Origin of the sequence: Streptomyces sp. NPDC101194, from assembly GCF_044767885.1 — a bacterium.
Lineage (GTDB): Bacteria > Actinomycetota > Actinomycetes > Streptomycetales > Streptomycetaceae > Streptomyces.
Map to the genome: position 1 here is coordinate 219,504 of NZ_JBIWOS010000013.1, position 24,814 is coordinate 244,317.

Annotated in this window: 23 protein-coding genes; 9 read left to right on the top strand and 14 right to left on the bottom strand. The window is 71.7% G+C overall.

The genetic code is table 11. The features are described 5' to 3' along the window. Positions 1-127 precede the first annotated feature (127 nt). The 3 genes from ACIRP2_RS35245 to ACIRP2_RS35255 are packed head-to-tail and all read right to left on the bottom strand — an operon-like array spanning position 128 to position 3,616. On the bottom strand, positions 128-2,788 hold the full coding sequence (locus tag ACIRP2_RS35245) for a CHAT domain-containing protein (protein WP_404257600.1): 2,661 nt from the start codon (positions 2,786-2,788) through the stop codon (positions 128-130). Next, positions 2,778-3,089 carry a hypothetical protein gene (locus ACIRP2_RS35250; protein WP_404257602.1) on the bottom strand — a complete coding sequence of 104 codons (312 nt, stop codon included), beginning with the start codon at positions 3,087-3,089 and terminating at the stop codon, positions 2,778-2,780. The genes ACIRP2_RS35245 and ACIRP2_RS35250 overlap by 11 nt, the downstream gene beginning before the upstream one ends. Continuing rightward, complete coding sequence (locus tag ACIRP2_RS35255; RefSeq protein WP_404257604.1) at positions 3,086-3,616, bottom strand: hypothetical protein; 531 nt, start codon at positions 3,614-3,616, stop codon at positions 3,086-3,088. Before ACIRP2_RS35255 ends, ACIRP2_RS35250 begins: the two co-directional genes overlap by 4 nt. 42 nt (positions 3,617-3,658) lie before the next feature. Between ACIRP2_RS35255 and ACIRP2_RS35260 the strand changes: the two genes are divergently transcribed. After that, entirely contained in the window at positions 3,659-4,012 is a 354-nt protein-coding gene (locus ACIRP2_RS35260; RefSeq protein WP_404257606.1) for a hypothetical protein, read from the top strand. Continuing rightward, positions 4,009-4,884: a hypothetical protein gene (locus ACIRP2_RS35265; protein ID WP_404257608.1), complete on the top strand. Its 876-nt coding sequence runs from the start codon at positions 4,009-4,011 to the stop codon at positions 4,882-4,884. Before ACIRP2_RS35260 ends, ACIRP2_RS35265 begins: the two co-directional genes overlap by 4 nt. A 95-nt stretch (positions 4,885-4,979) precedes the next feature. Here the strand turns inward: ACIRP2_RS35265 and ACIRP2_RS35270 are convergent, their stop codons facing one another. Then, positions 4,980-6,497: a glutamate synthase subunit beta gene (locus ACIRP2_RS35270; protein WP_404257610.1), complete on the bottom strand. Its 1,518-nt coding sequence runs from the start codon at positions 6,495-6,497 to the stop codon at positions 4,980-4,982. A 281-nt stretch (positions 6,498-6,778) separates the two neighbouring features. Here ACIRP2_RS35270 and ACIRP2_RS35275 point away from each other — a divergent pair, with 281 nt between their 5' ends. Beyond that, positions 6,779-6,955, top strand: a complete 177-nt coding sequence (locus ACIRP2_RS35275; protein WP_404257612.1) for a CsbD family protein — start codon at positions 6,779-6,781, stop codon at positions 6,953-6,955. A gap of 181 nt (positions 6,956-7,136) precedes the next feature. On the opposite strand, the gene ACIRP2_RS35280 is transcribed toward ACIRP2_RS35275, so the two are convergent. Beyond that, positions 7,137-8,285: a PP2C family protein-serine/threonine phosphatase gene (locus ACIRP2_RS35280; protein ID WP_404257614.1), complete on the bottom strand. Its 1,149-nt coding sequence runs from the start codon at positions 8,283-8,285 to the stop codon at positions 7,137-7,139. Positions 8,286-8,598: 313 nt separating this feature from the next. Between ACIRP2_RS35280 and ACIRP2_RS35285 the strand changes: the two genes are divergently transcribed. From ACIRP2_RS35285 to ACIRP2_RS35305, 5 genes are all read left to right on the top strand, one after another. Next, entirely contained in the window at positions 8,599-8,754 is a 156-nt protein-coding gene (locus ACIRP2_RS35285) for a hypothetical protein (RefSeq protein ID WP_404257616.1), read from the top strand. A gap of 204 nt (positions 8,755-8,958) precedes the next feature. Further along, the gene (locus ACIRP2_RS35290) at positions 8,959-9,396 is read left to right on the top strand and encodes a hypothetical protein (RefSeq protein WP_404257618.1); all 438 of its coding nucleotides are present in this window, start codon (positions 8,959-8,961) and stop codon (positions 9,394-9,396) included. Positions 9,397-9,593: 197 nt separating this feature from the next. Further along, entirely contained in the window at positions 9,594-11,168 is a 1,575-nt protein-coding gene (locus tag ACIRP2_RS35295; RefSeq protein WP_404257620.1) for a N,N-dimethylformamidase beta subunit family domain-containing protein, read from the top strand. Between the two features lie 208 nt (positions 11,169-11,376). Further along, positions 11,377-11,817, top strand: coding sequence for a cupin domain-containing protein (locus ACIRP2_RS35300; RefSeq protein WP_404257622.1), 441 nt, complete (start codon positions 11,377-11,379; stop codon positions 11,815-11,817). 605 nt (positions 11,818-12,422) lie between these two features. Continuing rightward, the gene (locus ACIRP2_RS35305; protein ID WP_404257624.1) at positions 12,423-13,304 is read left to right on the top strand and encodes a serine hydrolase; all 882 of its coding nucleotides are present in this window, start codon (positions 12,423-12,425) and stop codon (positions 13,302-13,304) included. 192 nt (positions 13,305-13,496) lie between these two features. On the opposite strand, the gene ACIRP2_RS35310 is transcribed toward ACIRP2_RS35305, so the two are convergent. After that, positions 13,497-15,140, bottom strand: a complete 1,644-nt coding sequence (locus ACIRP2_RS35310; protein WP_404257626.1) for an amidohydrolase — start codon at positions 15,138-15,140, stop codon at positions 13,497-13,499. A gap of 80 nt (positions 15,141-15,220) precedes the next feature. Beyond that, entirely contained in the window at positions 15,221-16,639 is a 1,419-nt protein-coding gene (locus tag ACIRP2_RS35315; RefSeq protein ID WP_404257628.1) for a purine-cytosine permease family protein, read from the bottom strand. 243 nt (positions 16,640-16,882) lie between these two features. Between ACIRP2_RS35315 and ACIRP2_RS35320 the strand changes: the two genes are divergently transcribed. Then, positions 16,883-17,488: a TetR/AcrR family transcriptional regulator gene (locus ACIRP2_RS35320; protein ID WP_404257630.1), complete on the top strand. Its 606-nt coding sequence runs from the start codon at positions 16,883-16,885 to the stop codon at positions 17,486-17,488. A gap of 301 nt (positions 17,489-17,789) precedes the next feature. On the opposite strand, the gene ACIRP2_RS35325 is transcribed toward ACIRP2_RS35320, so the two are convergent. The 7 genes from ACIRP2_RS35325 to ACIRP2_RS35355 all read right to left on the bottom strand — a co-directional run bounded on the left by ACIRP2_RS35325 (position 17,790) and on the right by ACIRP2_RS35355 (position 24,778). After that, on the bottom strand, positions 17,790-18,629 hold the full coding sequence (locus ACIRP2_RS35325) for an ABC transporter permease (protein ID WP_404257632.1): 840 nt from the start codon (positions 18,627-18,629) through the stop codon (positions 17,790-17,792). Next, entirely contained in the window at positions 18,626-19,636 is a 1,011-nt protein-coding gene (locus ACIRP2_RS35330; RefSeq protein ID WP_404257634.1) for an ABC transporter ATP-binding protein, read from the bottom strand. The genes ACIRP2_RS35325 and ACIRP2_RS35330 overlap by 4 nt, the downstream gene beginning before the upstream one ends. A gap of 51 nt (positions 19,637-19,687) precedes the next feature. Next, positions 19,688-20,143: a MarR family winged helix-turn-helix transcriptional regulator gene (locus tag ACIRP2_RS35335; protein ID WP_404257636.1), complete on the bottom strand. Its 456-nt coding sequence runs from the start codon at positions 20,141-20,143 to the stop codon at positions 19,688-19,690. A 235-nt stretch (positions 20,144-20,378) separates the two neighbouring features. Further along, on the bottom strand, positions 20,379-20,738 hold the full coding sequence (locus tag ACIRP2_RS35340; protein ID WP_404257638.1) for a DUF6204 family protein: 360 nt from the start codon (positions 20,736-20,738) through the stop codon (positions 20,379-20,381). 84 nt (positions 20,739-20,822) lie between these two features. Next, positions 20,823-21,731 (bottom strand): transcriptional regulator CynR, encoded by a 909-nt coding sequence (gene cynR, locus ACIRP2_RS35345; RefSeq protein ID WP_404257640.1) that lies wholly within the window; start codon positions 21,729-21,731, stop codon positions 20,823-20,825. A 267-nt stretch (positions 21,732-21,998) separates the two neighbouring features. Then, a complete protein-coding gene (locus ACIRP2_RS35350) occupies positions 21,999-23,474 on the bottom strand; it encodes an APC family permease (protein WP_404257642.1) in 1,476 nt (491 codons plus the stop codon). Between the two features lie 26 nt (positions 23,475-23,500). Continuing rightward, the gene (locus ACIRP2_RS35355; RefSeq protein WP_404257644.1) at positions 23,501-24,778 is read right to left on the bottom strand and encodes an amidohydrolase family protein; all 1,278 of its coding nucleotides are present in this window, start codon (positions 24,776-24,778) and stop codon (positions 23,501-23,503) included. Positions 24,779-24,814 lie beyond the last annotated feature (36 nt).

The following is a 24,814-nucleotide window of genomic DNA, read 5'->3' on the forward strand; positions in this document are numbered from 1 at the left end:
GCCCCCCGGGGGGGGGGGCCACCCTCTGCCGCGGGGGGCCCGGGGGGGGGGGGGGCCGTGGGGCGGGGGGGGGGGCCGGGGGGGGGGGGGGCGCCCCCCCCCCCACGGCGCGAAGGGCCCCGTCCGGTCAGGGGCCGATGTGCTGGTGCGACGCCCACAGCAAGGGACTGTTGCCGGCGTACTCGTCACGAACGCCCCTGACGGCCGCGTGCAACCGGCGCGCCGGATCCGCGCCGCCGGACAGTTCCGCGTAGACGTCGTCCGCGATCCGGGCGGCCACGTCGTCGACGATGGGCCACAGGGTGCCGATCACATGCGAGTAGCCGGCCAGCTGGAACGCCGACGAGACGTGGATGACCTCGTCGGACAACACGTCGCCGCCGCGCGCCGTACCGCAGGCGGACAGATAGGCGAAGTGGGCGTCCGGAATGCGCAACCGTCCGATGTCCACGACGGACAGCGCTCCCCCGGCCAGCGCCAGTCGGCTCGCCGAGGGTTCGCCTATGTCCGTGGTGGCGTGGCAGGCGATGTGGACCCAGGCCGCCGTGGCCAGTTCCTCACGCACGCTGTCGGGGTCGGCCGCCCCGTCCAGCAGCATCCGGGCCCCCGGCAGCCGCGCACCGGCGACCTCGGCCTCCCTTGCCGCGGCGGGCAGCCGGTAGTCGGGCAGGTCCCCGATGGCGACGACGAGCGACCGGTCCGGTGGCCGGTGCGCGGCGCGGAGCCGGGCGCGCAGCAGCTGGTGCAGCGTGGGGGTGCAGGAGCCGACCACCCGGTCGAACACCGTGCGCCCGTCCCGCGCCGTGTGGTGTCCGGCCGCGTGCACCGGCAGCAGCGACAACTGCCCGGTCGGCAGCCACCAGAGCCTGGGCAGCGGATCGGGCCCCGGTTCGAGGCCGAGCGTCTCCAGCACGGGACCCGTCACCGTGTCCCACAGCCAGCCCAGCAGACGCGTCACGGACCGACTCGCGGCCCACCGCAGATCCGGCTCGACGGTCGGGGAACGAATCAGATCCTGGGCCAGGTCCAGAGCGATACGGCGGTCCTCGACCGCCTCCGGGGTGAGGCCCGGCAGGGGAATCACCTCTGTTCCGGCGGTCGTGAGCGCGATGGCGTGGCTGCCGAGCCGGCTGACGTTGACCACCACGACGGGGCCCGCGGCCGCGACCTGGGACCGCACGACCTCGTCGACCCGCTCGGGCGCCTCCCCCAGCGCGTGCGAGAAGAGGACGCAGCGTCCGCGTTCCAGCAGGTCCAGGGCTTCGGCGGGATCCGCGCCGCGGTTCAGCAGGCAGGCCGCCGCGTCCGAGGCCAGGCCCCCGAACGGCATCAGCTGATACTCCTGGTCGTCCCGCTGCTCCAGTCGCGACACCAGGTCCGGCAACAGGTCGACGGTCAACCGGAACGCCTGCTCGGCTCCGGCGAAGTCGCCTTGTTCCGCCGCCGATCGGCCCCAGCGCTGGCTTGCCAGTCCGCGAACCCTCAGCGGCGCGCCGGGCATCCGGGCCGCCTCCGCGTACGCCGCCACCGCCCGGTGTGCGTCCGAAGGGGGAAGCGAAGCAGCCAGGTCCAGCAGCCGACCCGCTCGGCCGGGCCCTTCGTGCGACGGAGCGAGCCCTGCCGGATCGGTTGACGGACCGGCCAGTTCGTCGAGCGCGGCGGCCCGATCGGGGTGTCCGGGCGGGTACGCGTGGTCCAGTTCCGCTGCCAACAGGCTTGCCTCGGCGAGATGTTCGGGCGTGCCGCCCTCGACGCCGTGCCGGTCCCGCAGAGCGAGCGCCAGCCCGGTCATCGCCTCGGCCCGCACACCGGGCCGGTCGATCGGCAGGGCAAGCGCCGCCCGGCAGAGTGCCACCGCCTCGTCCAGCGTGGACACATGGGGGCGGCGCAGGAACGCCTGCCGCAACGCGGCGCCGAGCCGGGCCAGTCGCAGCGGGCGGTCCCGGTGGTCCGCCGGGGTGAGTTCCAGCGCGGACCGCAGGGCGTCGATCGCCTCGTCGAGCCGCGGCGAGTCGCCGGTGCGCCGGAATCCGTCGAGCTGTGCCGCGCTCTGCTCGGTGAGAGCGGCGGCACGGGCCAACGGCCCGTCGACCGTTTGGAGTTCGACCGGACGCGGGGTGCCCGGGCGGCCCGTCAGCACGTCCCGGTGCGCCTCCATCGCACCGATCCCGGCCAGCGCGTCCGGCCGCGTCGTACCGCCGGAGGAGGACGCCTCGCGGTAGCGCGCCAGGGACTCGACCAGTGCGGCCCGGTCGCCCGTGTACTCGTACCGGCAGCGCAACGCGTCGGCCAGCACGAGCAACCGGCGCGGCTGGGACTGCCGGAACGCGAGCGGGTCGAACACCGCGTCCTGCCCGAGCCGGACGGCCGTGTCCAGCAGGGGCAGTGCCGCAGTCTCCTGGTAGCGGTCCAGGAACCTGGCCGCGAGGTCGCAGATCGGCGTCGCGATGTCGGTCAGCCACGCCCGCGCGACCACATCACGCCAGAGCGCGACCGCGATGCGCAGGGCGCGCCGGTCGCGTGTCCGCTCCCACTGCCCCAGCACGGCGCCGCCCAGTTCGCGCAGCCGCACGGCGACGTCGTCCTGGTCCCAAGCACCGGACGGCGCACGGGAGGCATCGAATCGACCCGAGACGGGAGCGATCCGCTGCCGGAAGACCTCGGTTTCGGTGTTCTCGCGCAGGACGCGCCGCCACTGGGCCGGGGTCGGGTCGACGAGCCGCAGGGACGAGCGGCTCAGTTCGTCGACCGCCGCGTCGAAGGCGGCACGTGTCCGGTCAGTGGCCATCGCGGCAGGCCAGGATCAGCCGGACCGGACCGGGGATCTCGTACCCCTCGGCACGGTCGTCGACCAGTGCCAGCAGTCTGAGTGCCTCGGCGAGGTCCCGGTCGGACCTGCTGCCGGCGCGGTAGCGCGCCCAGTGCACGGTCCCGCCCACGTGTGCCGCCTCGATGTCGAAGCCCTCGTTCGGGCCGAGAAGGGCATCCAGCTCCAGGCCCACGTCGAACGCGAGGACGGCATCCTGGTCCCCGGTGCCGCGGTAGCGCTCCAGCCGTTCCCGAAGGCCCGCCAGCACCGGGTCCGTCATCGGACGGCCGCCAGGTCCTGCCGGGCGCCGTCGACCATGGCTTCCAGGAAGTGCCGGGAGAAGGAGATCGGCGGCTCGCCCTCCCTGATCCGCCGCCCGCGTTCGGTGAAGAACGCCGAGTCGGGCACCCTCTCCTGGCCGGCCGGGATGAACTTCAGCAGCTCCTGGTATGCGGCCAGTGCCTCCTCGAGCACCTCGCGCAGCCGGTCCGGCCGGGCGCGGACGCGGCCCAGTTCGCCCATGTACGCGAGGGAGATCATGCGCCATTCGCCGGCGTCGATGATCTGCGACGGATCCGGCCCGCCGTACCGGTCTGCGTGCCGGGGCGCCAGTCCGGGCATCCGGAACACGAACCGGCGTTGCCTGCCGCATCCCGCGCAGCCGAACGAGTGCTCCGACGCGAGCCCCTGAGCGGTCTGGATCGACGTATGCGTGTAGCCGGTGCTCCTGCTCTCGCCGCACTCGCACGGGTGCAGTTCCATGTACAGGTGCGCTTCGGGAATGGACCGGGCGTACGGCAATGGCATACCGCTCACTGTAGTTCGCGTCAGCCACTAGGATCCACGGACATGAGCGAAGATCGGCACGAAGTCGCCAGGCTCTGCGCGAACTTGACCTTCTTGCGCCAGGAAGCGGAGAAACGCGGTCTCGGTGCGCGGTTGGACGCGATCGTGGCCGCAGCTGCGGTCGGCCGGACCGAGGGCATCACCGCCTTCATGCGGAGTGTGGACGCTCCGGAGTCGGCCGAGGTACGCGGCCCCGAGGGCATCGTCCACCCGGCGGCCACCGAGTTCCGCTTCGGCGTCGACGTGTACGGATGCCCCGGCGAGGCCTGCGACCGGAGTTGGATCCGGCCGCCGGGGACACCGATCGAGGTCTGCGCGGTGCGCGGCACCGCACTGCGCCTGCGGCCGACCGCGTGACGGGACTCCTCGTCGAGGTCGGCCGACGACTGGCGGAGCGCTGGCTCTCCGTCCTGGTGCTCCCCGGTCTGCTGTTGGTCGCGGCGCTGTCGACAGGACTCCTCCTGGGTCAGGGAGATGCCCTCTCGGCGGGTCAACTGAGCGATTCCGCAACCGACATGGCGCGCCGCCTCCAGGCCGACGGCTCCGCCACGGTCCTGCTGACCGGGCTGGCGGCCCTCCTCTGCGCGGGTGCCGCCGGGCTGGCCGCGCAGGGGCTGGGCCGACTGGTCCGGGCCGTCTGGCTGGGAGACTGGCCCCGGTGGGCCGCCGCGGCCAGGAGCCGTCTGTCGGAAAGGCGGTCGCGGCAGTGGCACAACCACCAGGCGAGGCTGGAGGAGGCGGTCGCAGCCGGCCGCGACCCGTCCGGCTTCGCCCGGAGCCGCAACCGGATCAGCCTCGCCCCACCGGTACGGCCGACCTGGATGGGCGACCGCCTCGCCGGCGCCGATGTCAGGGTCTTCGCCGAATACCGGTTGGACCTCGCGGTGTGCTGGCCCCGGCTCTGGCTGGTGCTGCCCGACGAGGTCCGCGCGGAACTGCGCATCGCGTCCGGGGCGCTCGACGCCGCCGCGGTGCTGGCGGGCTGGGCGGTTCTCTACGCGTGTGCGGGTGTCGTGTGGTGGCCCGCCTCGCTCGTCGCCGTGGCCGTCTACGCCACCGGCTGGTATCGGGCCCGGCTCGCTGCGGCGACCTTCGCGGACCTGATCGAGTCCACCGTCGACCTGTACGGCGGCAGTCTCTGCACGGCCCTCGGCCTGACTGCCACCGAAACCCCGCTCACTGCGGAACTCGGCGCCGCCGTCACCTCCCGCTGCCGCAAGGGCGCTTGAGCTTTCGCAGGTCGTGATCCGGACGAGAGGTACTGGTGGCCGACCGGCATCGGGGCGGCGGGCAGCGGCCTGCGCGGCGCATGCGGAACGGCCACTCAGGCGATCATGGGCCGGTCGTACGGGGCGATCGGCGCCGGGAGCACCGTGGAGCCGCTCAGACAGCGGTCCGTCGCCGCCGCGACGGACCGCCCCTCCGCGATGGCCCACACCACCAGGGACTGCCCTCGGCCCGCGTCACCGGCGATGAACACCCCGCCCGTCCCGGGTCGGGCCGTCCGCTCGGCCGACCCTGCCGCACCAGCCGTCTCGGCCGCGAAGGCACTGTCGCGGGCGAAGTTCCCCCGATCGTCCAGCACGAGCCCGAGCTGCCGCATCAGACCGGTGCCCCGTTCGGGGCCGAAGAAGCCCAGGGCGAGCAGGACCAGATCAGCCGGAATGACCCGCTCCGTCTCCAACCGGGGCCTTCTGTCCTCGGGCTCCACCTCCGCCAGGCGCAGCGCGCGCACATGACCGGAACGATCCCCTTCGAAACTGAGGGTGGCGGACGAGAAGACTCTCGGATCCGTGCCTCCTCCCCCACGGGCTTCCTCATGAGCATGGGATATCCGATAGACCTTCGGATACACGGGCCAGGGCTCGGTGTTCCGTCGGGTTTCACCGGGCTCAGGATTGATGTCCAGTTGCACGGCGGAGGCCGCGCCCTGCCGCAGCACGGTGCCCAGACAGTCCGAACCGGTGTCGCCGCCGCCGATGATCACCACGTGCCGGCCCTCGGCGGTGACGGTCGGCACGTCACGGTCGCCCTCCGTTACCCGGTTGGCCAGGGTCAGGTAGTCCATGGCCTGATGGATACCGCGCAGCTCGCGCCCCGGGACGGCCAGCTCCCGCTGCCCGGTGGCTCCGACGGCGATCACGACCGCGTCGTGTCGCCCGGCGAGTTCCGCGGCGTCGACATCGCCGCCGACGTCCACACCCGTGCGGAACTCGGTACCCTCCGCCCGCATCTGCTCGATTCGGCGGTCCAGGTGGCGCTTCTCCATCTTGAACGCGGGAATGCCGTAGCGCAGCAGTCCGCCGATGCGGTCGGCACGCTCGTAGACGACGACGGCGTGGCCGACGCGGGTGAGTTGCTGGGCCGCCGCCAGCCCCGCGGGTCCTGAACCGATGACCGCGACGGTCTTCCCGCTGAGCCGCTCGGGCGGCTGCGGCGCCGCGTATCCGCGTTCCCAGATCTGGTCGGCGATCGCCTGTTCGACGTTCTTGATCGTCACCGGGTCGGCATTGATGGTCAGTACACAGGCGTCCTCGCACGGCGCCGGGCACAGCCGCCCGGTGAATTCCGGGAAGTTGTTCGTCGCGTGCAGCCGCTCGGCCGCAGCCCACCAATCGCCCTTGCGCGCATACGCGTTCCACTCGGGGATGAGGTTTCCCAGTGGGCAGCCGCTGTGGCAGAACGGGATGCCGCAGTCCATGCACCGCCCCGCCTGCGCGGAAACGAGCGGCAGCCGTGCCTGCCCCGCGTAGACCTCGTTCCAGTCGCTCAGCCGTTCCTGGACGGGGCGTGCCGGAACGGGACGGCGCGGGGTCTTGAGGAAGCCGTAGGGGTCGGTCATGGGCCGCCTCCGTCGCTCACTCGCGGTGCACAGGCGTACGGCCAGACTACGCCTGCGGACGGGCCCGGCGGGGTTCACCCCGTCGCCGCACCGACCGGCGCAGGTACGGCCCCTGAGCGGGCGGCGGCGCACCCGTGTCCGTCCGCGCCCGCTCGTCACGGCCCTCGCACTCGACGATGCGGCAGGCGCATCCTCTCTCTCGCCACCTCTCGCACGAGGCGACCTTGCCCGAGGTGTCCTAGTTTGGAGAGACGGAAGAGCCGTCCACCCGAGGAGTCCTCATGGCTCATGGAAGCGGCAAGGACAAGATCAAGGGCAAAGCCAAGGAAACCATGGGCAAGATGACCGGCGACCGCCGCAAGCAGGCCGAAGGCAAACTTGACCAGGCGAAGGGTGAGATCAAGAAGCAGACGGGCGATGTCCGTGATCGCACGGCGCCCCTGGAGCCCCCTGACTAGGGTCGAGCAACCCCAGCCCCGAGCCCCCGTCCGAGCGGCGGGGGCTCGGCCGCGCCCGGCATCGCTGCGCTCGGACCCGAGGGACACGATGCACGGTCGGGACGGACAGGAAGCGTGGGCGACCGGCGTCCGGGGAGGCCGACGCGGGTGACCCCGTACCGCACATCGCCACCACGAGTCCTCAGAAGGAGTGGTCGACCCTTCCACGACGGTGAACCATGTCGGGGACGGCTGCGCGGTGGATCGCGATGACAGCGGCGTCGTCGCCCAGACGCCCGCCGACGTGGGCGAGGAGGTCGTGTCGCAGATGGTTCAGGAGCGCCTCCGGGGAACTCTCCGTCCATCGGGCGGCCCGCTCCTCGAACGGGTAGAAGTCCCCGCCCCGGTCACGCGCTTCGACGACCCCGTCGGTGTAGAGCAGGAGGGTGTCGCCCGCCTCGAAGGGGAACGCGTCGAGGGTGTAGGACGTCGGGACCATGCTGCCGACCCCCAGCGGGGGCGCGGGATGAAGACGCGGCACGGTGACGGAGTGCCCCGGGCCGAGCACCAGGGGCGCGGGGTGTCCGCAGCTCGTCATGCGGCTGATGTGGTCCTCGTCGGGGATCTCCAGCAACAGGGCGGTGACGAAGGGCTCTCCCGGCTCGTCCTCCGAGTCGAAGTCGGCCTGGTAGCGAGTGACGCTCTGCTCCAGGGCGGCGGCGAGTTCGGGCAGGCCGGTGTGCTGGTGGGCGGCCTCGCGGAAGGCGCCGAGCAGGAGGGCGGCTTCTCCGATGGCGGCCAGGCCCTTGCCCCTCACGTCCCCGATCATGACCCGTGTTCCGCCTTCGACGCGGGTGGCCGCGTACAGGTCTCCGCCGATCAGGGTCTCGTCCTCCGCGGCCAGGTACAGCGAGGCGACCCGCAAGGGGCCGATCCGGTCCGGGAGCGGCCACAGCAGGACGTGCTGTGCGGCTTCGGCCACCGACCGCACGCGCGCCAGCTGCCGTCCGCGCCGCTCGCGTATCAGCGCGAAAAGCACGGTCAGCACCGAGAGCAGGGCGATGGCGGCGATCTGCACCAGTATGTTCCGGGAGGACAGCGTGCCGATGTGCTGCCCGATGTACGCCTGGGCCGCCACCGCGAGGACGCCGATGCACCCGGTCGCCAGCGGGCCGGCGAACGAGGCGGTGAGCGCCGGTGCGATGACCAGCAGGGGGCCCAGATGGATGTCCTGCGGCGCGAAGATGTCCACCAGGGTGATCACGACGATGAGCGCGACGGGAATCGCCAGCAGCGCATGGCTCGGCCGCCACGGTTCTCGCAGATCCGTAAACCGTTCAGTGAGGCCCACGTCTCCACAGTGCACCGCCCCAGGACGGGGCACGACTCGGCCGATGACGGTCCGGGCCGCCGCGGCACTCTTCGGCGTGGCATCACCCCGTGCACGGGCGTTCCCGGCGAGGCCCCCTGGACCTGTTGCCAGGACGGGCGTCAGGGACGCCCCGGTCATGCGGACTGCCGGCACCGGGGACCGCACGCCGGGAGCGTGTCACCACACGCATCCGCACACTCACGGTGTGAACGGTGCGCACAGCCCGGGCCGTCCACCGAACGACGCGTTAGGCTCGTTTTGTGGGCAGACGTTCCGACCCATGGAGGCGGTCATGAGCGAGATCGACATGTACCCGACTCCGTCCCAGGCCGAGGGCGAGAGGCTTGAAGAGGACATGGATCCGGCCGAGGAGCGGCACCCCGCCACGATGCGCACCCAGCCGTCCCAGGCGGAGGGCGAGCGCCGTGCGGAGGACAACGACATCTGACGGAAGCGGCATCCCGGCGGCCCGCCACGGGTTCGCCGGGCAGGGGCGTACGTCCTCTGTTCGGCTCCCCCGCGCAGCGTCCCAGGAGGGGCGTTGCGCTCCGACCGACGGCGATCGACGCCGCCTCCTGCCGCGTGTGAGCGGTGTCGATACGCGATCGGCGGCCGACCACCGGTCTCCGAGCACGAAGGAGGTGCGCCCGGTATGGATGCGGAACGTGCCGGCCGTCTGGTGTCGGCGCTCCGTGCCCGCAATGTGATGGCCCATCTCGTGGAGGCGGGTGTCTACGAGTTCGGGATCCGTGTCGTCCTCGACGAGGGAATCGAGGCCCTGTGGGACGTCGACGGGGCCTCGGGGCTCGACGCGGAGATCGTCGGCGACGGAGTGCTCATCGGCTTTGTGCCCCATGTGCCCGGCTCGGAGAACTTCACCGAGGCACAGCTCGTGGAGAGCATCGCGACGACACGGTATTCGGCGGAGGGGCTCCGTCCACCGAGCGACACCCCCGCCCCGGCCGGCGAGGCCGCACCCCTCGACACGTCCGTACCACTGCCCGCTCCCCCGGTTGCCCCTCCGGTCGCCCGCTACCAGCGCCGGGCGCATTGGATCCGTCGAGGCGACAGGAACGGCCCCCGGCACTGACCGGCGGGGCCCGGAACATCCGGGAAGCGTGGAAGCCGCAGGCCCACGGCACGGGTCCGGTCGGCATGCCGACGTGAACCCCGGACGAACTCGAACGGCGCGGCCCGTCCCCGATTCGGCCCGCCCCGGGTCGTCGCCGGGAAGGTGGCGGGCGACGATGACCCGTGACGGCACTGCGGGACGGGTGGGCGGGCGATATGAAGCATGACGAGGCGCAGAGCCCCGGGCTCCCCGGCCGCCTGGACCGCAGGCACTTCCTCGCCGCCGCGGCGGCGGGCGGCATGGCGGCGGGCGGCTGCCACTCCTCTGCGAGCGGGGGGACCGACACCGGGTCCGCCCCGCCGGGCGCGACCCGTACCGCCGAGAACGAGGAGCGGACCCGGGCGGGGAATTCCGACTGGCGTGTCCGTTCGGTGGGTCCGCCCGAGGCGGTCGAGGGCTATACGGACACGGTGAGCGTGCTGCCGGGTGAGGAGTTCGGCCTGCATGTCTCCACCACCGCCTCGGCGTTCCGGGTCTCGGCCTACCGCGTCGGCTGGTACGACGGGGCCCAGGCACGACTGGTCTGGCGTTCGCACCGGGTCTCCGGGTCCGTCCAGCCCCGCCCCCGCATCCTCCCGGCCACCCGGACCGTGCGCGCGGACTGGCCGCGTTCGCTCCGGGTCCGCGCCGACGGCTGGCCGGCGGGTGCGTACCTGCTCCGGCTGGACGCGGACAACGGCCACCAGCGCTATGTACCACTGATCGTCCGCTCCGCGAGCGCGGTGGGCAGAACCGTGCTGATGCACGCCGTGGCGACATGGCAGGCGTACAACGTGTGGGGCGGCTACAGCCTTTACCAGGGCGAGAACGGTGCCTACGGCACACGGTCGCTCGCCGTGGATTTCGACCGCCCCTACGACGGCAACGGCGCGGAGAAGTTCATGGTCTACGAACGGGCGGTGGTGGTCCTGGCGGAGAGGCTGGGCATCCCGCTCGCCTACACCACGGGAACGGACGTCCACCGTGACCCCGGGATTCTGCAGGGCGCCGCCGCTGCTCTCTCGCTGGGGCACGACGAGTACTGGACGCCCCAGCAGCGGGCCCATGTCACCCGCGCCCGAGACGCGGGCACCAACGTGGCCTTCCTCGGCGCCAACGCCTGCTTCCGCCGGATCAGGCTGGAGCCGGACGCCACCGGAGCCGACCGCACCGTCGTCTGCTACAAGACCGACTACCGCGACGATCCGTACCTCGCCGACCACGCGGACATGCCGACCAACGACTTCCGCCTGCCTCCCGGCGCCTCCCCGGAGTCCTCTCTGACCGGTGTCCTCTACGAGGGCTATCCCGTGGACGCCCCGTACGTCGTCCACGGGAGCGATCACTGGATCTTCGAGAGAACGGGCGTGAAGCGAGGAGACTCCTTCGATCACCTGGTCGGGGTGGAGTACGACCGGGTCGTTCCGGGAAGGCCCACCCCGGCGCCGCTCGAAGTGATCGCCCATTCCCCTCTCGTCTGCAAGGGCACACACAGCCACGCCGACTCCGCCTACTACACCGTCCCGAGCGGAGCGGGCGTCTTCGCCTCGGGGACGATGAGGTGGGTCGAGGCCCTGATGGCGGGCACCCGGGAGAACGGGCGCAACCACGGCATGGATGCCCGCACGGGGGCCTTCGTCACCCGCGCCACGGAGAATCTGCTGCACGCGTTCGCCGCGGGCCCGTGCGGCCGGAGCAGGCCGAAGCCCAGGGACAACGTGAGAGACGTGTACGCGTCTGCGTCACGCTGACGGCATTGCGACCGCCCGGTCGATGAACTCCCGGGCCCGCAGGCGCAGTCGGGCCCGCTGTCCGCCGCCCCCGGCGACTGCCCGTGCGGTACGCCTTCGCCACGGAAACGCGCGTTGCCATGACGGCAACGATTGTTGTCACTCGATGTGCTCCGGTCAGAGTCTGGTGCCGGACCGAAGACCATCGAGACCATCAGGAGGCGGGACGATGACCACCCACGAAGGCGCCGGGGCGGCACGGCGCGGCGACGACGCACCGCCGAGCAACCGCGTCCACCACGTTCGATCCGGCGAGCTGGACGGCTACGCCGCGATCAGCGGCGGCACGGTCGGGTCGAAGAAGCTCTGGATGGGCCGGGTGGAGAACCCGCCGCTGAGCGCGACGGACAACCACCACCACGGCGAGTCGGAAGCGGGGATCTACGTGGTCAGCGGTCACCCCGTGTTCGTCTTCCACGACGGCACGGAAGAGGTACGGATCACCGCGGATCCCGGCGACTTCCTGCTTGTCCCCCCGTTCGTCCCGCATCGCGAGGAGAACCCCGACCCGAACGAGCCCGTGGTCGTCGTGATCGCACGGACCACGCAGGAGCCGATCAAGGTCTCCGTGCCCTCGCTGTACCAACTCGCGGAGACCGAAAAGCAATAGCAGGAGCCGCGGTCCGGCGCGCAGCCGGGTCGGCGTGCGAAGGAACTCCGGCGGCCGGACGGCTGTCGGAGTTCCTCCGCACGCCCCGGCCCACGCGTGCGCTGCCGCGACACGACCGGGTGACCGCCGACGGGACGCCCGGCGCCTCCGGCCGCTCCGGCGGTTGCGCCGCACTCGCCCTCTCCCGGCCCGCCCCGGAGTGCGGTCCGCCGCGGCGCCCCGACCGAGCCCGCCGCCCCCTCTCACCCACAGCAATGGATCACGGAGTCCGCGACAGAACGGATTTGGCGAACATCACACTTCGACAAACCCGACACATCGGGCATTTCTCCCTAAAAATCGAGGGCTCTCACCTCCCGGCCCCGTATGGTCACCGTGTCCTATGAATTGGGATTCGATCCGGTTTGACCGCCCCCCGTCTCCCGTTCATCGGTGACTCTCCGCGGCCCGAACAGGCACCGGCGGGCGACCGCCGCGGCCCACGTCGCCGAGCGGTGGTGACCGGACACGTCAGTGGCCCGGCTCGCAGCCGACCGCGGGGTCCGGCGACATGACCCATGGCACACGCGAGACAGGACACAGCCCTCATGTATGGATCACGCACAATGACCCGCTCGCGGCCCGCTCTGGCGACTGTCCTCGCCGCAACCTCGCTGCTCACCGTGTGCGCCGTGGCGACCCCGGCCTCGGCCCACACCGTCAGCGCCCCGGCGGGTGGTGCGCAGGTCGTCTGCACCTCGAAGAAGCCCGGCCTGGCCGCCCAGTTGGCCCGCGACATAGCCGGTGCGCTGGACGGGCGGGAGGGCACGTCGTCGCTGGCCCTGTACGACCGGGCCAGTGGAACCACCTGTGGGTTCAAGGCCGACACGCACTTCGACTCCGCCAGCGTGGTCAAGGTCTCGGTGCTCGGCGCACTGCTGCGGCAGGCCGAGGAGGCGCAGCGGAAGCTGACCGCGCATGAGGTGGAACTGACCACCGCCATGATCACCAAGTCGGACAACGACGCGACCTCTGCCCTCTGGCACCAGGTCGGTTCCGCCGGCTTCAAGAAGTTCCTCGCGCTGGCCCACATGGACCGGACCGTTCCCGGTACCGGGCGAAGCTGGGGCCTCACCCAGATCACCGCGGGCGATCAGCTCCGGCTGATGCGGCTCCTGACGACGACGGAGAACACGGTGCTCGCGCCCTCCTCGCGCAGCTACGCGCTCGGGCTGATGAACCAGGTCGTCCCGAACCAGAGGTGGGGCGTGCCCGCCGGATCGCCCGCCACGGCGACCGTGCACGTCAAGAACGGCTGGCTTCCGCGCGCCACCGACGGATGGCGGGTGAACAGCGTGGGCGCCTTCACCGGCAGTGGTCACGACTACGGCATGGTCGTCCTCTCGACCGGCAACCGCACCATGGACTACGGCGTCGCCACGGTCGAGGGGGCGGCCCGTCTCGTCCATCGCGACCTGGCGGCTGCCGCTGCGACGGCGAGCCGCTGAGCTCAGACCTTCCGAGCGGAGAGCCGTCCGGGGCATGACGGGTCCACGCGATGCGAGCCGTATGAGGACCGGCTCCGTGGAGGGCCGTCGATGTCGCGGCACCGGTCCGGTCCCGCGTCCGATCCCGGCGGTGCACGCCGCCGCTCCCCGCACCGCGGATCACGTCGGGCCCTGTTCCGGCGTGGTCGGCGCTCAGCCGCCGTGCTCCACGAGGCCCGCGACGACGACGGTCTCCGCCACGGTGCCGGGGATGTCCTTTGGCGCCGCGCGCAGGATGTCGCGGGAGAGCACCACGAAGTCGGCGGCCTTGCCGACCGTCAGCGAACCACGTTCGTTCTCGAGGAAGTTGGCGTATGCCGAGCCCATGGTGTAGCCGTGGACCGCGGTCTCCACGCTGATCGTCTCCTGCGGCATCCAGGGCTCCCCACCGCCGAGAGGCCGCCGCGTGACGGCCGTGTGGATCCCGATCATCGGGTCCATCTCGGCCACGTTCCAGTCGCTGGAGAGCGCGAGCACGGCCCCCGCCGTGTGCAGGCTCCGCAGGGGCCATGCCTTGTGCCAGCGTCCGGCACCGATGTTCTCCGCCCAGTCCTTGCCGGGTCCCGCGACCTCCGGGGCGCTGTGGCGGGGCTGCATGCACGCGACCACGCCGAGCGCGGCGAAGCGCGGTGTGTCGTCGGGGTCGAGGCACTCGACGTGGACGATCTGGTGGCGGGCGTCCCTCGGTCCGTTGACCGCGCGAGCGTGCTCGACGGCGTCGAGAACGGTACGGATCCCCCTGTCGCCGGTCGCGTGGACGAAGCACTGGAACCCACGGGCGTCGAGCTTCGCCAGCAGGCTCGCGAACTCCTCGGGCGGGTAGAAGGTGTCGCCGCTGTGATGACGGCAGCCCGCGTACGGTTCGAGGAGGGCCGCGGTACGCGGCTCGACGACGTCGTCGATGTAGAGCTTGAGCGGTCCGACCCGTATCCGGTCGTCGGCGTACCGGCGGGCGGCGGCGGCGAAGTCGTCGAGATCGGAGTCCGAGGTACCGCGCGGGTGGAAGAGGGCCGCGACGATCCGGGACCTGAGCCGGCCCTCGGCCCGTGCGCGTGTGAAGAGGGCCAGGTCGTCCAGCGAGTTCTGGGGTTCGACCACGGTGGTGATGCCGAAGCCGATGGCGTCGTCCAGGGACTTGGTGAGGCGCCCGTACTGCCGGTCGGCCGAGGCCCACGGCAGGCCGAGTGCCCGAAGGGCACGGTGGCCGTCGCGGGAGAGGCCCTTGACGGCGAAGTCCGTGATGAAGCCGGTGGGCTCCCCCGTGGCCGGGTCGGTGGCGGCCTCGCCGAAGGGCAGATCGGTGTGGTCGCGGTCGATGCCGAGACGGCGCAGGGCCGCGGTGTTGACCCAGGCGGTGTGCACGTCGTAGCTCAGCACGAAGGCGGGGACGTCACCCGTGGCCGGGTCGAGATCGGCGGCCGTCGGCATCCGGCCGTCCGGGACGGCCGAGTAGTCGAAGGCCTCCGCCTCGATCCACTCGGCGTCGGGGTGGGCCGTACGCCAGGCCCGGATGCGGGCGTGGACCTCGTCGAGCGTACGGGCGCCGGAGAGCTGGACGCAGGCGTCGTCCGAGCCGAGCCGGACGTGGTTGTGGGCGTCGATGAACCCGGGCAGGACCAGTTTCCCGCCTGCGTCGATCACCCGGGTGTCCGGCCCCGTCCATCCCGGCGCGTCCGCGTCGGGACCGAGCCAGGCGATGCGGCCGTCGATCACCGCCATCGCCTGCGCCTCGGGAAGCGCCGGGTCGACGGTGTGGATACGGGCGTTGCGCAGGACGAGGTGGGCGGTCATGGCCATATGAGGTGACTCCTAGTGGTACGGGTGTTTCGACGGGGCCGTGCCGCGCGAGCCCGATGCGGGCGTCGCACGGCGGCCGTTCAGGAGGGGTCGGCGTGCGGGGCCACGGTGCGTCGGGCGAGAACCCGGTAGACGACCCCGGAGACGAGCGAGCCGAGCAGGGTCAGGTCGGCGCCGCCCAGCGGCGCCACCAGCGGGCCGGTCCACAGCTCGGAGTCGCAGGTGAGCGCGGCGAAGACCATGCCGGCCAGGAGCGCGGCCACCCCGGCGGGGTGGAAGCCGGACCGGTACCAGTAGGCACCGTCCGGTCCGGCGTGCAGGGCCGGCCCGTCGTAGTGGCAGCGGCGCATCAGCATGTCCGTGAGGAACACCCCGCCCCAGGGCGCGAACACAATGATCAGCAGCGAGAGGAAGGACAGCAGCGAACTGGTGAAGTCGGTGAGGAAGAGCGCGCAGAGAGAGCCCGCGGCGGTGACGCCCGCACTGATGACGATGGCCTTGGAGCGGCTCCAGGGGACGCCGAGCACCTGAAGGTTCAGGCTCGACGAGTAGAGGGTGACGATCGAGTTGGTCACCGAGCCGCCGAGGACGAGGGCGAGGAAGAGCGTCTGGAACCATCCCGGCAGCAGTCGTTCCGTGCCGGCCACGGCGTCGGTCATGTCCGTCTGCGTGGCGGCGGCCACCCCGGCGATGCCCAGGGCGACCGACGACACGAAGCCGCCGAGGGCGCCGTACCAGGTGAGCGACCGCATCGAGGTCGTCCTCGGGAGGTAGCGCGTGTAGTCGGCCGGCATCGGAACGTAGCTGAACGGCCCGGCCAGCATCACGACGAAGGCCAGGCTCCACCCGGACGCCCCGGGAGAGACGGCCGCCCCGGCCGTATCGGCGCCCGGCAGCAGGAACACCAGGAGCGCGGCGAAGCCGACGGCGAGGACGTACGCGATCCAGCGCTCGGCGAACTGGACGGTGGCATGGCCCCACAGCGCGACGACGAAGGTCAACGCGAGTGTGATCAGCAGCGCGAAGGCCCGCGCGGTGCGGCCGGACCCCACTCCCGTGTCCGCGAAGAATGCTTCGAGGGCGAGCGTGCCGACGACGGTGTTGAGGATCGTGTAGCCGATGCTGACCACCCAATTGAGCATCCCGGCAGGCCAGTTGCCGCGAACGCCGAAGGGGGCTCGGGAGACGACCAGGGTGGCGGTGCCGGTGCGGACGCCGCTGAGCCCGGCCGCGCTGATGGCGAAGAACGACAGGCCGCCAAGAACCACGACACCGGCCGCCTGCCAGAAGGACAGTCCGAAGGAGACGGCCAGAGCACCGTTGATGACGTAGGTGAAGGTGAGATTGGACCCGAACCAGAGCCAGAACAGGTCCTTCGCGCCGCCGTGACGCTCCTCGTCGGGAATCGGGTCGATGCCGTGGGTCTCGACCTGGAAGACCTGGTCGGCAGCGCCCGCCGTCCCTCCCGGCGCCCTCGTGGTCGTGTCCTGTCGCGTCATGCGGCCCGCCCCCTCGTCCGCTCGTGGCCCGGCAGCCGGGCACCTCACTTTGAATACCGTTCTAGAAGTTAGAACGGCATTCAAGATGCGCCCCCGGCACCTCGTCAAGACCTCTGCGAAGATCGGCCGCGAAGGCCCTTCGTTCGGATCGGGCCTGATCGGCGACCGGGGCGCGCGAGCCCGGCGTGATCCGACCGAGAAGCCCTAAGGTCGTCACCGAGCACACGGAGGAGGAGGCGCGGCGTGACAACGACGGCGCGACGGCGCGACGGACACCTGGCCCGGGAGCGGATGCTGGAGGAGGCGATGGCCGCCATCGCCGAGGACGGCCTGGCCGGGCTCACCATGTCGGCGCTCGCCAGGCGCCTCGGCACCAGCGGCGGCCACATCCTCTACTACTTCGGCAGCAAGGACCTGCTGCTCCTGGAGGCGCTGCGGTGGAGCGAGAACGCGCTCACCGATGAACGCCGGGCGTTGTTGGCCAGGCGGGTCGGCGTCGAGCGCAAGCTCGAACTCTTCCTGGAGCTGTACCTTCCCCGTGGACCGCGCGACCCGCGCTGGACGCTGTGGATCGAGCTGTGGGCGCGTACGGCGTCGAACGAGCCGCTGCGCCGGGCCCAGGCCGAGATCGACCGAGGCTGGCAGGACGACCTCGAATCGCTCCTCGCCAAGGGGGTACGGCAGGGCCGCTTCGCCGCGGACCTGGACGCGACGACCCGCGCGTCCGAACTCCTGGCCCTGCTCGACGGGTTGAGCACCCGCGTGGTCCTCGGCCAGGGCGGGGCGGACCACGACAGCGCGCTGCGCATGGCGATGTCCGTGACCGCGCGGCTGGTGGAGCGGGAGTGAGTGCGAGTGGAGCACGTGCGGGGCGGTCGGCCGCTCAGGGAGTGGTCGGCTCGCCGGCGCGCCGGGCCGTGGCGACGCCACCGTCCGTCAGGAAATCCGCTCCCGTGACGAAGCCGGCCTGACGGCCGAGGGCGAGGGCGGCCGCCTCGGCGGATGTGCCGACCCCACGGCAGCCGATACCCAGCCCTCGACGGTGATCTCCCCGCGCCCGTCCTGCGGGTACAGGTCTTCCGCGTCACGCCCGCACTGCCCTTCCGGTCCTGCCGCGCTGGATCCGGTGTTCACCGCGGCAGGAGCGCAGTCAGGTCCGCACTCGCCGGGCGAAGCGGCGCAGGGCGAGGCAGCCCAGAGCGGCGGTGCCGAGGGTGAGGGCGGTGAGGTAGGCCCAGGTGGGCATGTGGCCGGTGGAGGGCGTGAGGTTGGCGCGGAGGCCCTCGCTCATGTAGACGAGCGGGTTGGCCAGGGTCAGGACCTGGACCCAGCGGATCGGGTGCAGAGCGGTCCACGGGTAGTAGACGCAGCCCAGCATGGTGGCGGCGGCCAGGAGCAGCCCGAGCAGCGGCCCGAAGGCCGAGGCGTCGACGGCGGTCCCGAGCAGCAGCCCGAGGGTGGAGGCGAGCAGCGCGCTGAGCACCAGTGTGGTCACCAGCAGGGGCCAGTTGTCGACGTGGACTCGGGGCGCGTTGCCGGGGGCGTGGACGAGCCGGACGATCGGGACGACGACGAGGGTCGAGACGAGGCCGAAGATCGCGGAGGAGGTGATCTTCTGCAGGCCCAGGGCCCAGACGGGCAGGGGCGCCAGGGCGCGGTCGGTGATCTCGCGGCCGGGACCGAGTTCGGCGGCCAGCGGCCCGGTGACGGACATGATGCTCTGCAAGGTGAGGGTGCTGGCGATCAGGCCGGGCAGCAGGATCGTGGAGAACGAGGTCGCGCCGCCCAATCCGCTGCCGATGCTCGGCATGACGTAGGCGAAGGCGAAGGTGAACAGCAGCGGCTGGAGGCCGACCTGGACGAGCAGTGCGGGCAGGTTGCGGCCCAGAACGTGAAGGTCGCGACTGGTCAGCGCGCGGTAGGCGTGCCAGGCGGCCCGGCGGGACGACAGCGGGCGGGGGGTGGTGGCGAGGGGGTTCGCGGTGGTCATGGCGCGTAGTCACGTCCGGTCAGGGTGAGGAAGGCGGTCTGCAGGCTGGGGGGTGTGGTGGCGGCGTCGCGGACGGTGAGACCGGCCGAGCCGCCGGCGCGCAGCAGGTGGCCCAGGACGCCGTCGGGATGCGTGGTGCGAACCCGTACGGTCGGGCCGTCGACGGCCACGTCATGGGGGCCGCCGGGGATGCTGCGGAGAGCCTCGGTGGCCGGGGCGGCATCGCCGTCGTAGTGGACGGTGATGACCGTCTGCGCTCCGCTGGACGCCTTGATCGCCCCGGGGGTGTCGCAGGCGAGCAGGTGCCCGTGGTCGATGACGGCCAGGCGCTCGCACAGGGCCTCGGCCTCGTCGAGGTAGTGGGTGGTCAGCACCACCGTCTGGCCGGTCTCGTGCAGGCTTGCGATGATCCGCCAGAGGTCCTCGCGCGCCTGCGGGTCGACGCCTGCGGTGGGTTCGTCGAGGAAGAGCACCTCCGGCAGGTGCATCAGGGCCCGGCCGATCATGACCCGACGGGCCTGGCCGCCGGAGAGTTGGTGCGCTTTGGCGCCGGCCTTGTCGGCGAGTCCGAACTGCTCAAGGAGTTCGAGCGCACGGCGGCGGGCGGCTGGGGCGGGCATGCCGAAGTAGCGGCCGCGGAAGGCGAGGTTGTCCGCGACGGTGAGCGCGCGGTCCAGGGTGTTGGCCTGGGAGACCACACCGATGCGGGACTTCACGCCGACCGGGTCGGCACTCACCTCGCACCCGGCGACCCACGCCCTTCCGGCGCTGGGCGCGACCAGGGTGGTGAGCATGCCGATGGTGGTGGATTTACCGGCACCGTTGGTGCCGAGCAGGCCGAAGAACTCGCCTTGACGGATCGTCAGGTCCAGGCCGTCGACGGCGACGAGGCCGCCCTGCGCACGCGGATAGACCTTGCGCAGACCCTCCGTGCGGATGGCCGCCGGGGCGTGGGCAGTGGTGGCGGCCGGGGCAGGGGGCGGCGCGGGGGCCGGGGTTGGATTCATGTGGTTGCTCCAAGGTGCGGACGAGGCATCCGTCGGGAGGTGTGTCGGGAGTCATGGGGCGGGGGTGTGGCCGGGAAGACCGGTGCCGCCCAGGCGCGTCAGCAGCGCGGAGATCCGAACGATGTCCTCCTTGCTCCACGGGGGCTCGGCGAAGATCTCGGCGGCGATCTGCTCGGCCGTGGCCAGCATGTCCGTCAGACCTGCGCGGCCGGTGTCGGTCAGTGCCGCGTAGGCCACCCGGCCGTCACGGGCATCCGTCTCACGCGTCACCAGCCCGATCCGCTCCAGCGGCGCCAGCCCCCGGGTCACCCCGGAGGCAGTCAGACCCAGCGCCTCGGCGAGGTCCACCCGGCGCATCCGACCGCCGGGCGCCTGCCCCAGACGCAGCAGCATCGTGAAGTCGGCCAGGCTCACCCCGTGCAGTCCTCCCAGACTCGCGTCGAACCGCTTCACCAGGGCCGTCTGGGCCCTCACGAGACGCAGCGACGCGTCCAGTGCATCACTCATTGCCACCTCCTTGACTGCTCAAGCATATCAGAAGCTTGAGCAGTCAAGGATTTGTTTGGTTGATGGCCGGATGGCGTTCTCGGACAGGAGCTCGGGATACCGGGGGCACGCGACCGAGGTGTGGGCCTGGGCGCGGTCTTCCCGCTGCGACGCTCACCGGGATGTGCGCTGCCTGGCCAGGATTGCGTGGCGAGGAACGCTCGACGGCCGGGTGAAGACCGTGCAGCTGGAGGATTCAGAGGTTCTTCTGGGCTGCGACGCGGCGCTGTCGTTTACCCAGTGGCGCCTGGGAGAGGTCCTCGGCCTGGGACCTGAGGTTCTTGTAGCCGTAGGCGCGCTCGGTCAGCCACGCCTTCGCCGCCTCCTCGGCGCGTTCGGACGCCTCCAGGATGTCCTCCTCTTCCTCCCCGGAATCCAGAAAACGGAAGGTGAAGGCGGATCGCGCCGTCAGGTCGTAACTGAGGTGCCCCTCGGGCGTGAAGGCCGCGCGCAGAACATCGTGCTCTGCGGCGCGGGCCAGGAGTTCGGCGCGCTGATCGGCGCTGAGGCCGTCGAAGACACCGCGGACGGTGACACGGAAGGTACGAGTACTCATCCCACGACACTAACCAGCAGGATCGGCGGACTCCACCGGTATTTCCGGGCGCTTCGCCATGAGGCGCCGACGCGGCGCGAGCCCTCAGGCCGGCGTGTAGCCACGCTCCCGCACCAGGTCGTGCGCGAGCCGGGTGAAGGCGCGGGCAGCGGCGCTCTCGTAGCCGCTCTCCCTTCGCAGCAGGGTGGCGACGCGGGTGGGCAGAGGGGGGTCGACCGGAATGGGGGTGAGGTGGAGGTGGTCGTCGGTGATGGCGTCGGGAAGAACGGTGGCCAGCAGCCCGGTACGCCGCACGATCTCCGTGAGGGCCTGGATGCTGTTGGCCTCCACGGCGATCGGCGGGCTGACCTGGTGATCGGCGAAGTAGCTGTCGATATGACCACGGGTGGCGAAGTCGCTGCTGAGCAGAGCGAGTTGCTGGTCGGCGAGTTCGCGCACCGGCAGTGGCCGCTCGTCGCGCGATCCGATGCGTTGTGCGCCGACGACCAGGCTGAGCGTCTCGGCGAAGAGCGCGCTCGCGACGATGCCGGGCAGATGGGTTCCCGCGAAGGCGATGCCGAGGTCCAGTTCGTCCGCCAGCAGGCTCGCCTCGATGCGGTCCTGCGTCATCTCCCTTACTTCCAGCGTGATATCGGGGTAGCGGGTGTGCATCTCCTGCGCGAGCGGGCCGATGAGATAGGCGGTGAACGTCGGCGTCATCGCGAGGCGCAGATGGCCGCGGGAGAGGTCGGCGACGTCGAGCACCGCACGGTCGGCCGCGGCCAGCTCCCGCAGTGCGCGCCGTGCGTGGCGCACGTAGACCTCGCCCGCGTCGGTCAGGCGGACGCTGCGGCCGCTGCGGTCGAGCAACTGGACGCCGACGACACGCTCCAGCTGCTTGATCTGCTGCGACAGCGTCGGCTGCGAGATGCGCAGCTCTTCCGCGGCACGGGTGAAGTTGCCGTGCTCGGCCACCGCGATCAGGTAGCGGAGGTGACGTAGTTCCGGACCCATGCCGGGATTATAGTTCGGGTCGATCGACAATCCCGAAATCGCACTGTGCGACCTATGGAATCCGCCGCCACCGGCGCGATCCGGCTGCCCTCTGCTATCGCCCTCCGCCGCTGCCTACGCCTGCTGCCTGCACGACCGATCGGGAGGCACCGGCGGAAGGCGGCGCGAGAGACGGCCCGGCGCGTCCCGCGATCCTGGGGCGATCACCCTGTCGCCGGGGCGCCGGGGCAGCGCGAGCACGCCGCCCCGGCCGCCACGTCCCACGTGTCAGTCCGTCTCCACGTCGGTGGTGGTCAGCGACGCGTACCGGTGGGGATCGTTCCGACGGACCCGGAGCGCGACGCAGAAACCGGCCACCAGGACCAGGGGCAGCGGCGCCAGGAGCGCGACATTCGTCATTCCCGTCTCACCGGTCAGCAGATCGAAGTGGCAGACGGCCAGGACCGTCAGCAGGGCGAGTCCGGCGAAGGACACGAGCGGCGCCCAGACCACCCGGGCCGCGGACATGCCACGCCGGTCCCGGCGGAAGAAGGCCCAGACCGCGAGTGCGGCCATGGCCTGCATGAGCATGATGCCCAGGACCGCGGTGCTGTTGGTCCACAGGAAGACCACGCTGTAGGGGTCTGCGGCCAGTGCGGCGCCTGCCAGGACGACCAGCAGATTGAAGACGGTCTGGGCGATCACCGCCCCGCTCGGGGATCCCTGTCGCGCGGAGACCCGGCCGAGGTACCGGGGCAGGAGTCCTTCACGGCCGAGCGCGTAGAGGTAGCGGGCGGCGGCGTTGTGGAAGGCGAGCGTGGCGGCGAAGGCGCTGACGACGATGAGCGCGTGCATGGTGTCGGACAGCCACGCGCCCACGTACAACTGCCCTGCCTGGAAGGTGAGATCGGGTCCGGCCGCGGCACGGGCCATCGTCACGGCCTCGTCCGTGCCGAAGGCGCCCATGATCAGCCAGACACCCGCCGCGTAGAAGAGCGCGAGGAAGCCGATGGCGATGAAGGTGGCCCGCGGTACGGTGCGTCGTGGGTCGCGGGCCTCCTCGGCGTAGATCGCGGTCGCTTCGAATCCGGTGAAGGCCCCGATGACCAGCACGAACATGCCCGCGATTCCGCCGCCGGCGAGTGTGGTGGGGTCGAAGGAGCCCAGGTCGAGGGCGGCGGTTCCGCGCTCGCCCAGAATGCCGCCGTCCATGACGAGCAGGGAGAGCACCTCGAGCACCAGGGCGATTCCGAGGACCTTGGCGCCGAGTGTGACCCTGAGCCAGCCCAGTACTCCGACGGCGAGGACGCAGGCGACGGAGAGCGTCCACCAGGGGACGTCGGTTCCCGTGGCGTCGCGGATCGCCCCGGCGGCGAAGTAGCCGAAGGCGGCGGCGACTCCGGGGGTGATGAGGTTGTAGGAGACGACGGCCACGTAGGCGATGCCGACACCGAGCGTGCGGCCCAGACCCCGGGCCACGTACGCGTAGAAGGCGCCGGCGTTGCGTACGTACAGGCTCATCGCGGTGAATCCGGCCGCGAAGAGCACCAGCAGCGCTCCGGAGATCAGATAGGCGAGCGGGGCCCCCGGGCCGCCGATCCCGATGGCGAAGGGAGCCACTCCCGCCAGCACGGTCAGCGGGGCGGCCGCCGCGACCACGAAGAAGACCAGGTCGAAGGTGCCGATCCGGCCGGCGGCGAGGCGCGTGCCGGTGGCCCCGCCCGGACCGGCGGGGCCGGGCCCGTCCGTGTCGGGCGTGCTCACGGCGACCATCGGGGGCGGTTGGGCTCTCATCGCTCTCCTCGCTGGTCGGAGGCACCACCGGACAGGGCGACGGCGCGCGGTGCGGGGCCGACGATCCTGCCGTCGTGGAGTACCAGCAGGCGCTGCGGGTGGGCCGCGACCGCCTCGGGCACCCCGCCCGCCGCGATCGCGACCAGGTCGGCGCGACAGCCCGGCGCCAGGCCGTAGTCGCTCAGGCCCAGCGCGGCGGCGGCGGCGTCGGTGACCAGCGAGGCCGCGTAGCGCAGTTCGTCATCGCTCATCAGGCCGCCCTGCAGGCCGATGACGGTGGCGCGTTCGAGCATGTCGGCGGTGCCGTAGGGCCACCAGGAGTCGCGGATGTTGTCGGAGCCTGCGAAGACCCGCACGCCGCGGTCGCGCAGGCGCAGCACGGGAGGCATGGAGTGGCGCGGCCCGTTGGTCATGATCGAGACCCCGGCCGCGGCCAACGCGTCGGCGGTGCGGTCGAGTTCGGCGTCGTCGACATCGCCGAGCGCGTAGGCGTGGCTCACCGCGACGGTGCCTCCCAGCCCGAGCGCGGCCGTTCGCTCGGCGATGGCGCGCAGTTGGAAGGTACCGGTCTCGCCGCCGTCGTGCAGGTGGATGTCGATGCCCGCACCGTGGCGCTCCGCCAGCCGGAAGACGATGTCCAGCTGGCCGTTCACATCGCCGTCGAATCCCGCCGGGTCGAGTCCGCCGATCAGGTCGGCGCCGTCGGCGAGCGCGGCATCGAGCAGGTCCGCGACACCCGGCTCCGTCACCACTCCGCTCTGCGGGAAGGCCACCAGCTGGATGCCGAGCCGGTCGCGGAACCGCTCGCGTACGCCCAGGAGTTCGTGCAGGCCCTCCAGTCGCACGTCCGGGTCGATGTCGACGTGCGAGCGGACATGGCCGGTGCCGAGCGCCACCATGCGCTCGGCCAGCGCCGTGGCGCGTTCGGCGACCGGGACGCCGATCTCCTTGCGCAGCGCCCGCTCGTTGGCGATCTGCTCGCGCAGGGTGGCGGTGGCCCGGTGCGGCTGCCAGGGGGCGCCCAACAGCGTCTTGTCCAGGTGGGCGTGCCCGTCGACCAGGGCGGGCAGCAACAGCGCTCCGTCGAGGCGGACGGTCCCGCCGTCACGTCCCGTGCGGGAGTCCCTGGACGGTTCCGCCCGGTGGTCCTCGACGGCCGTGATGCGGCCGTCGCCCAGGAAGACGTCGACCCGGCGGCCATCGGCCAGGGTGGCGTCCACGAGGACGGTCGGCGCGAACGGGGTCGACGACGGGGTGTCGGCATGCTGCGACACGGTTCCTCCAACTGTTCGTACGTCTCACGCCATGCC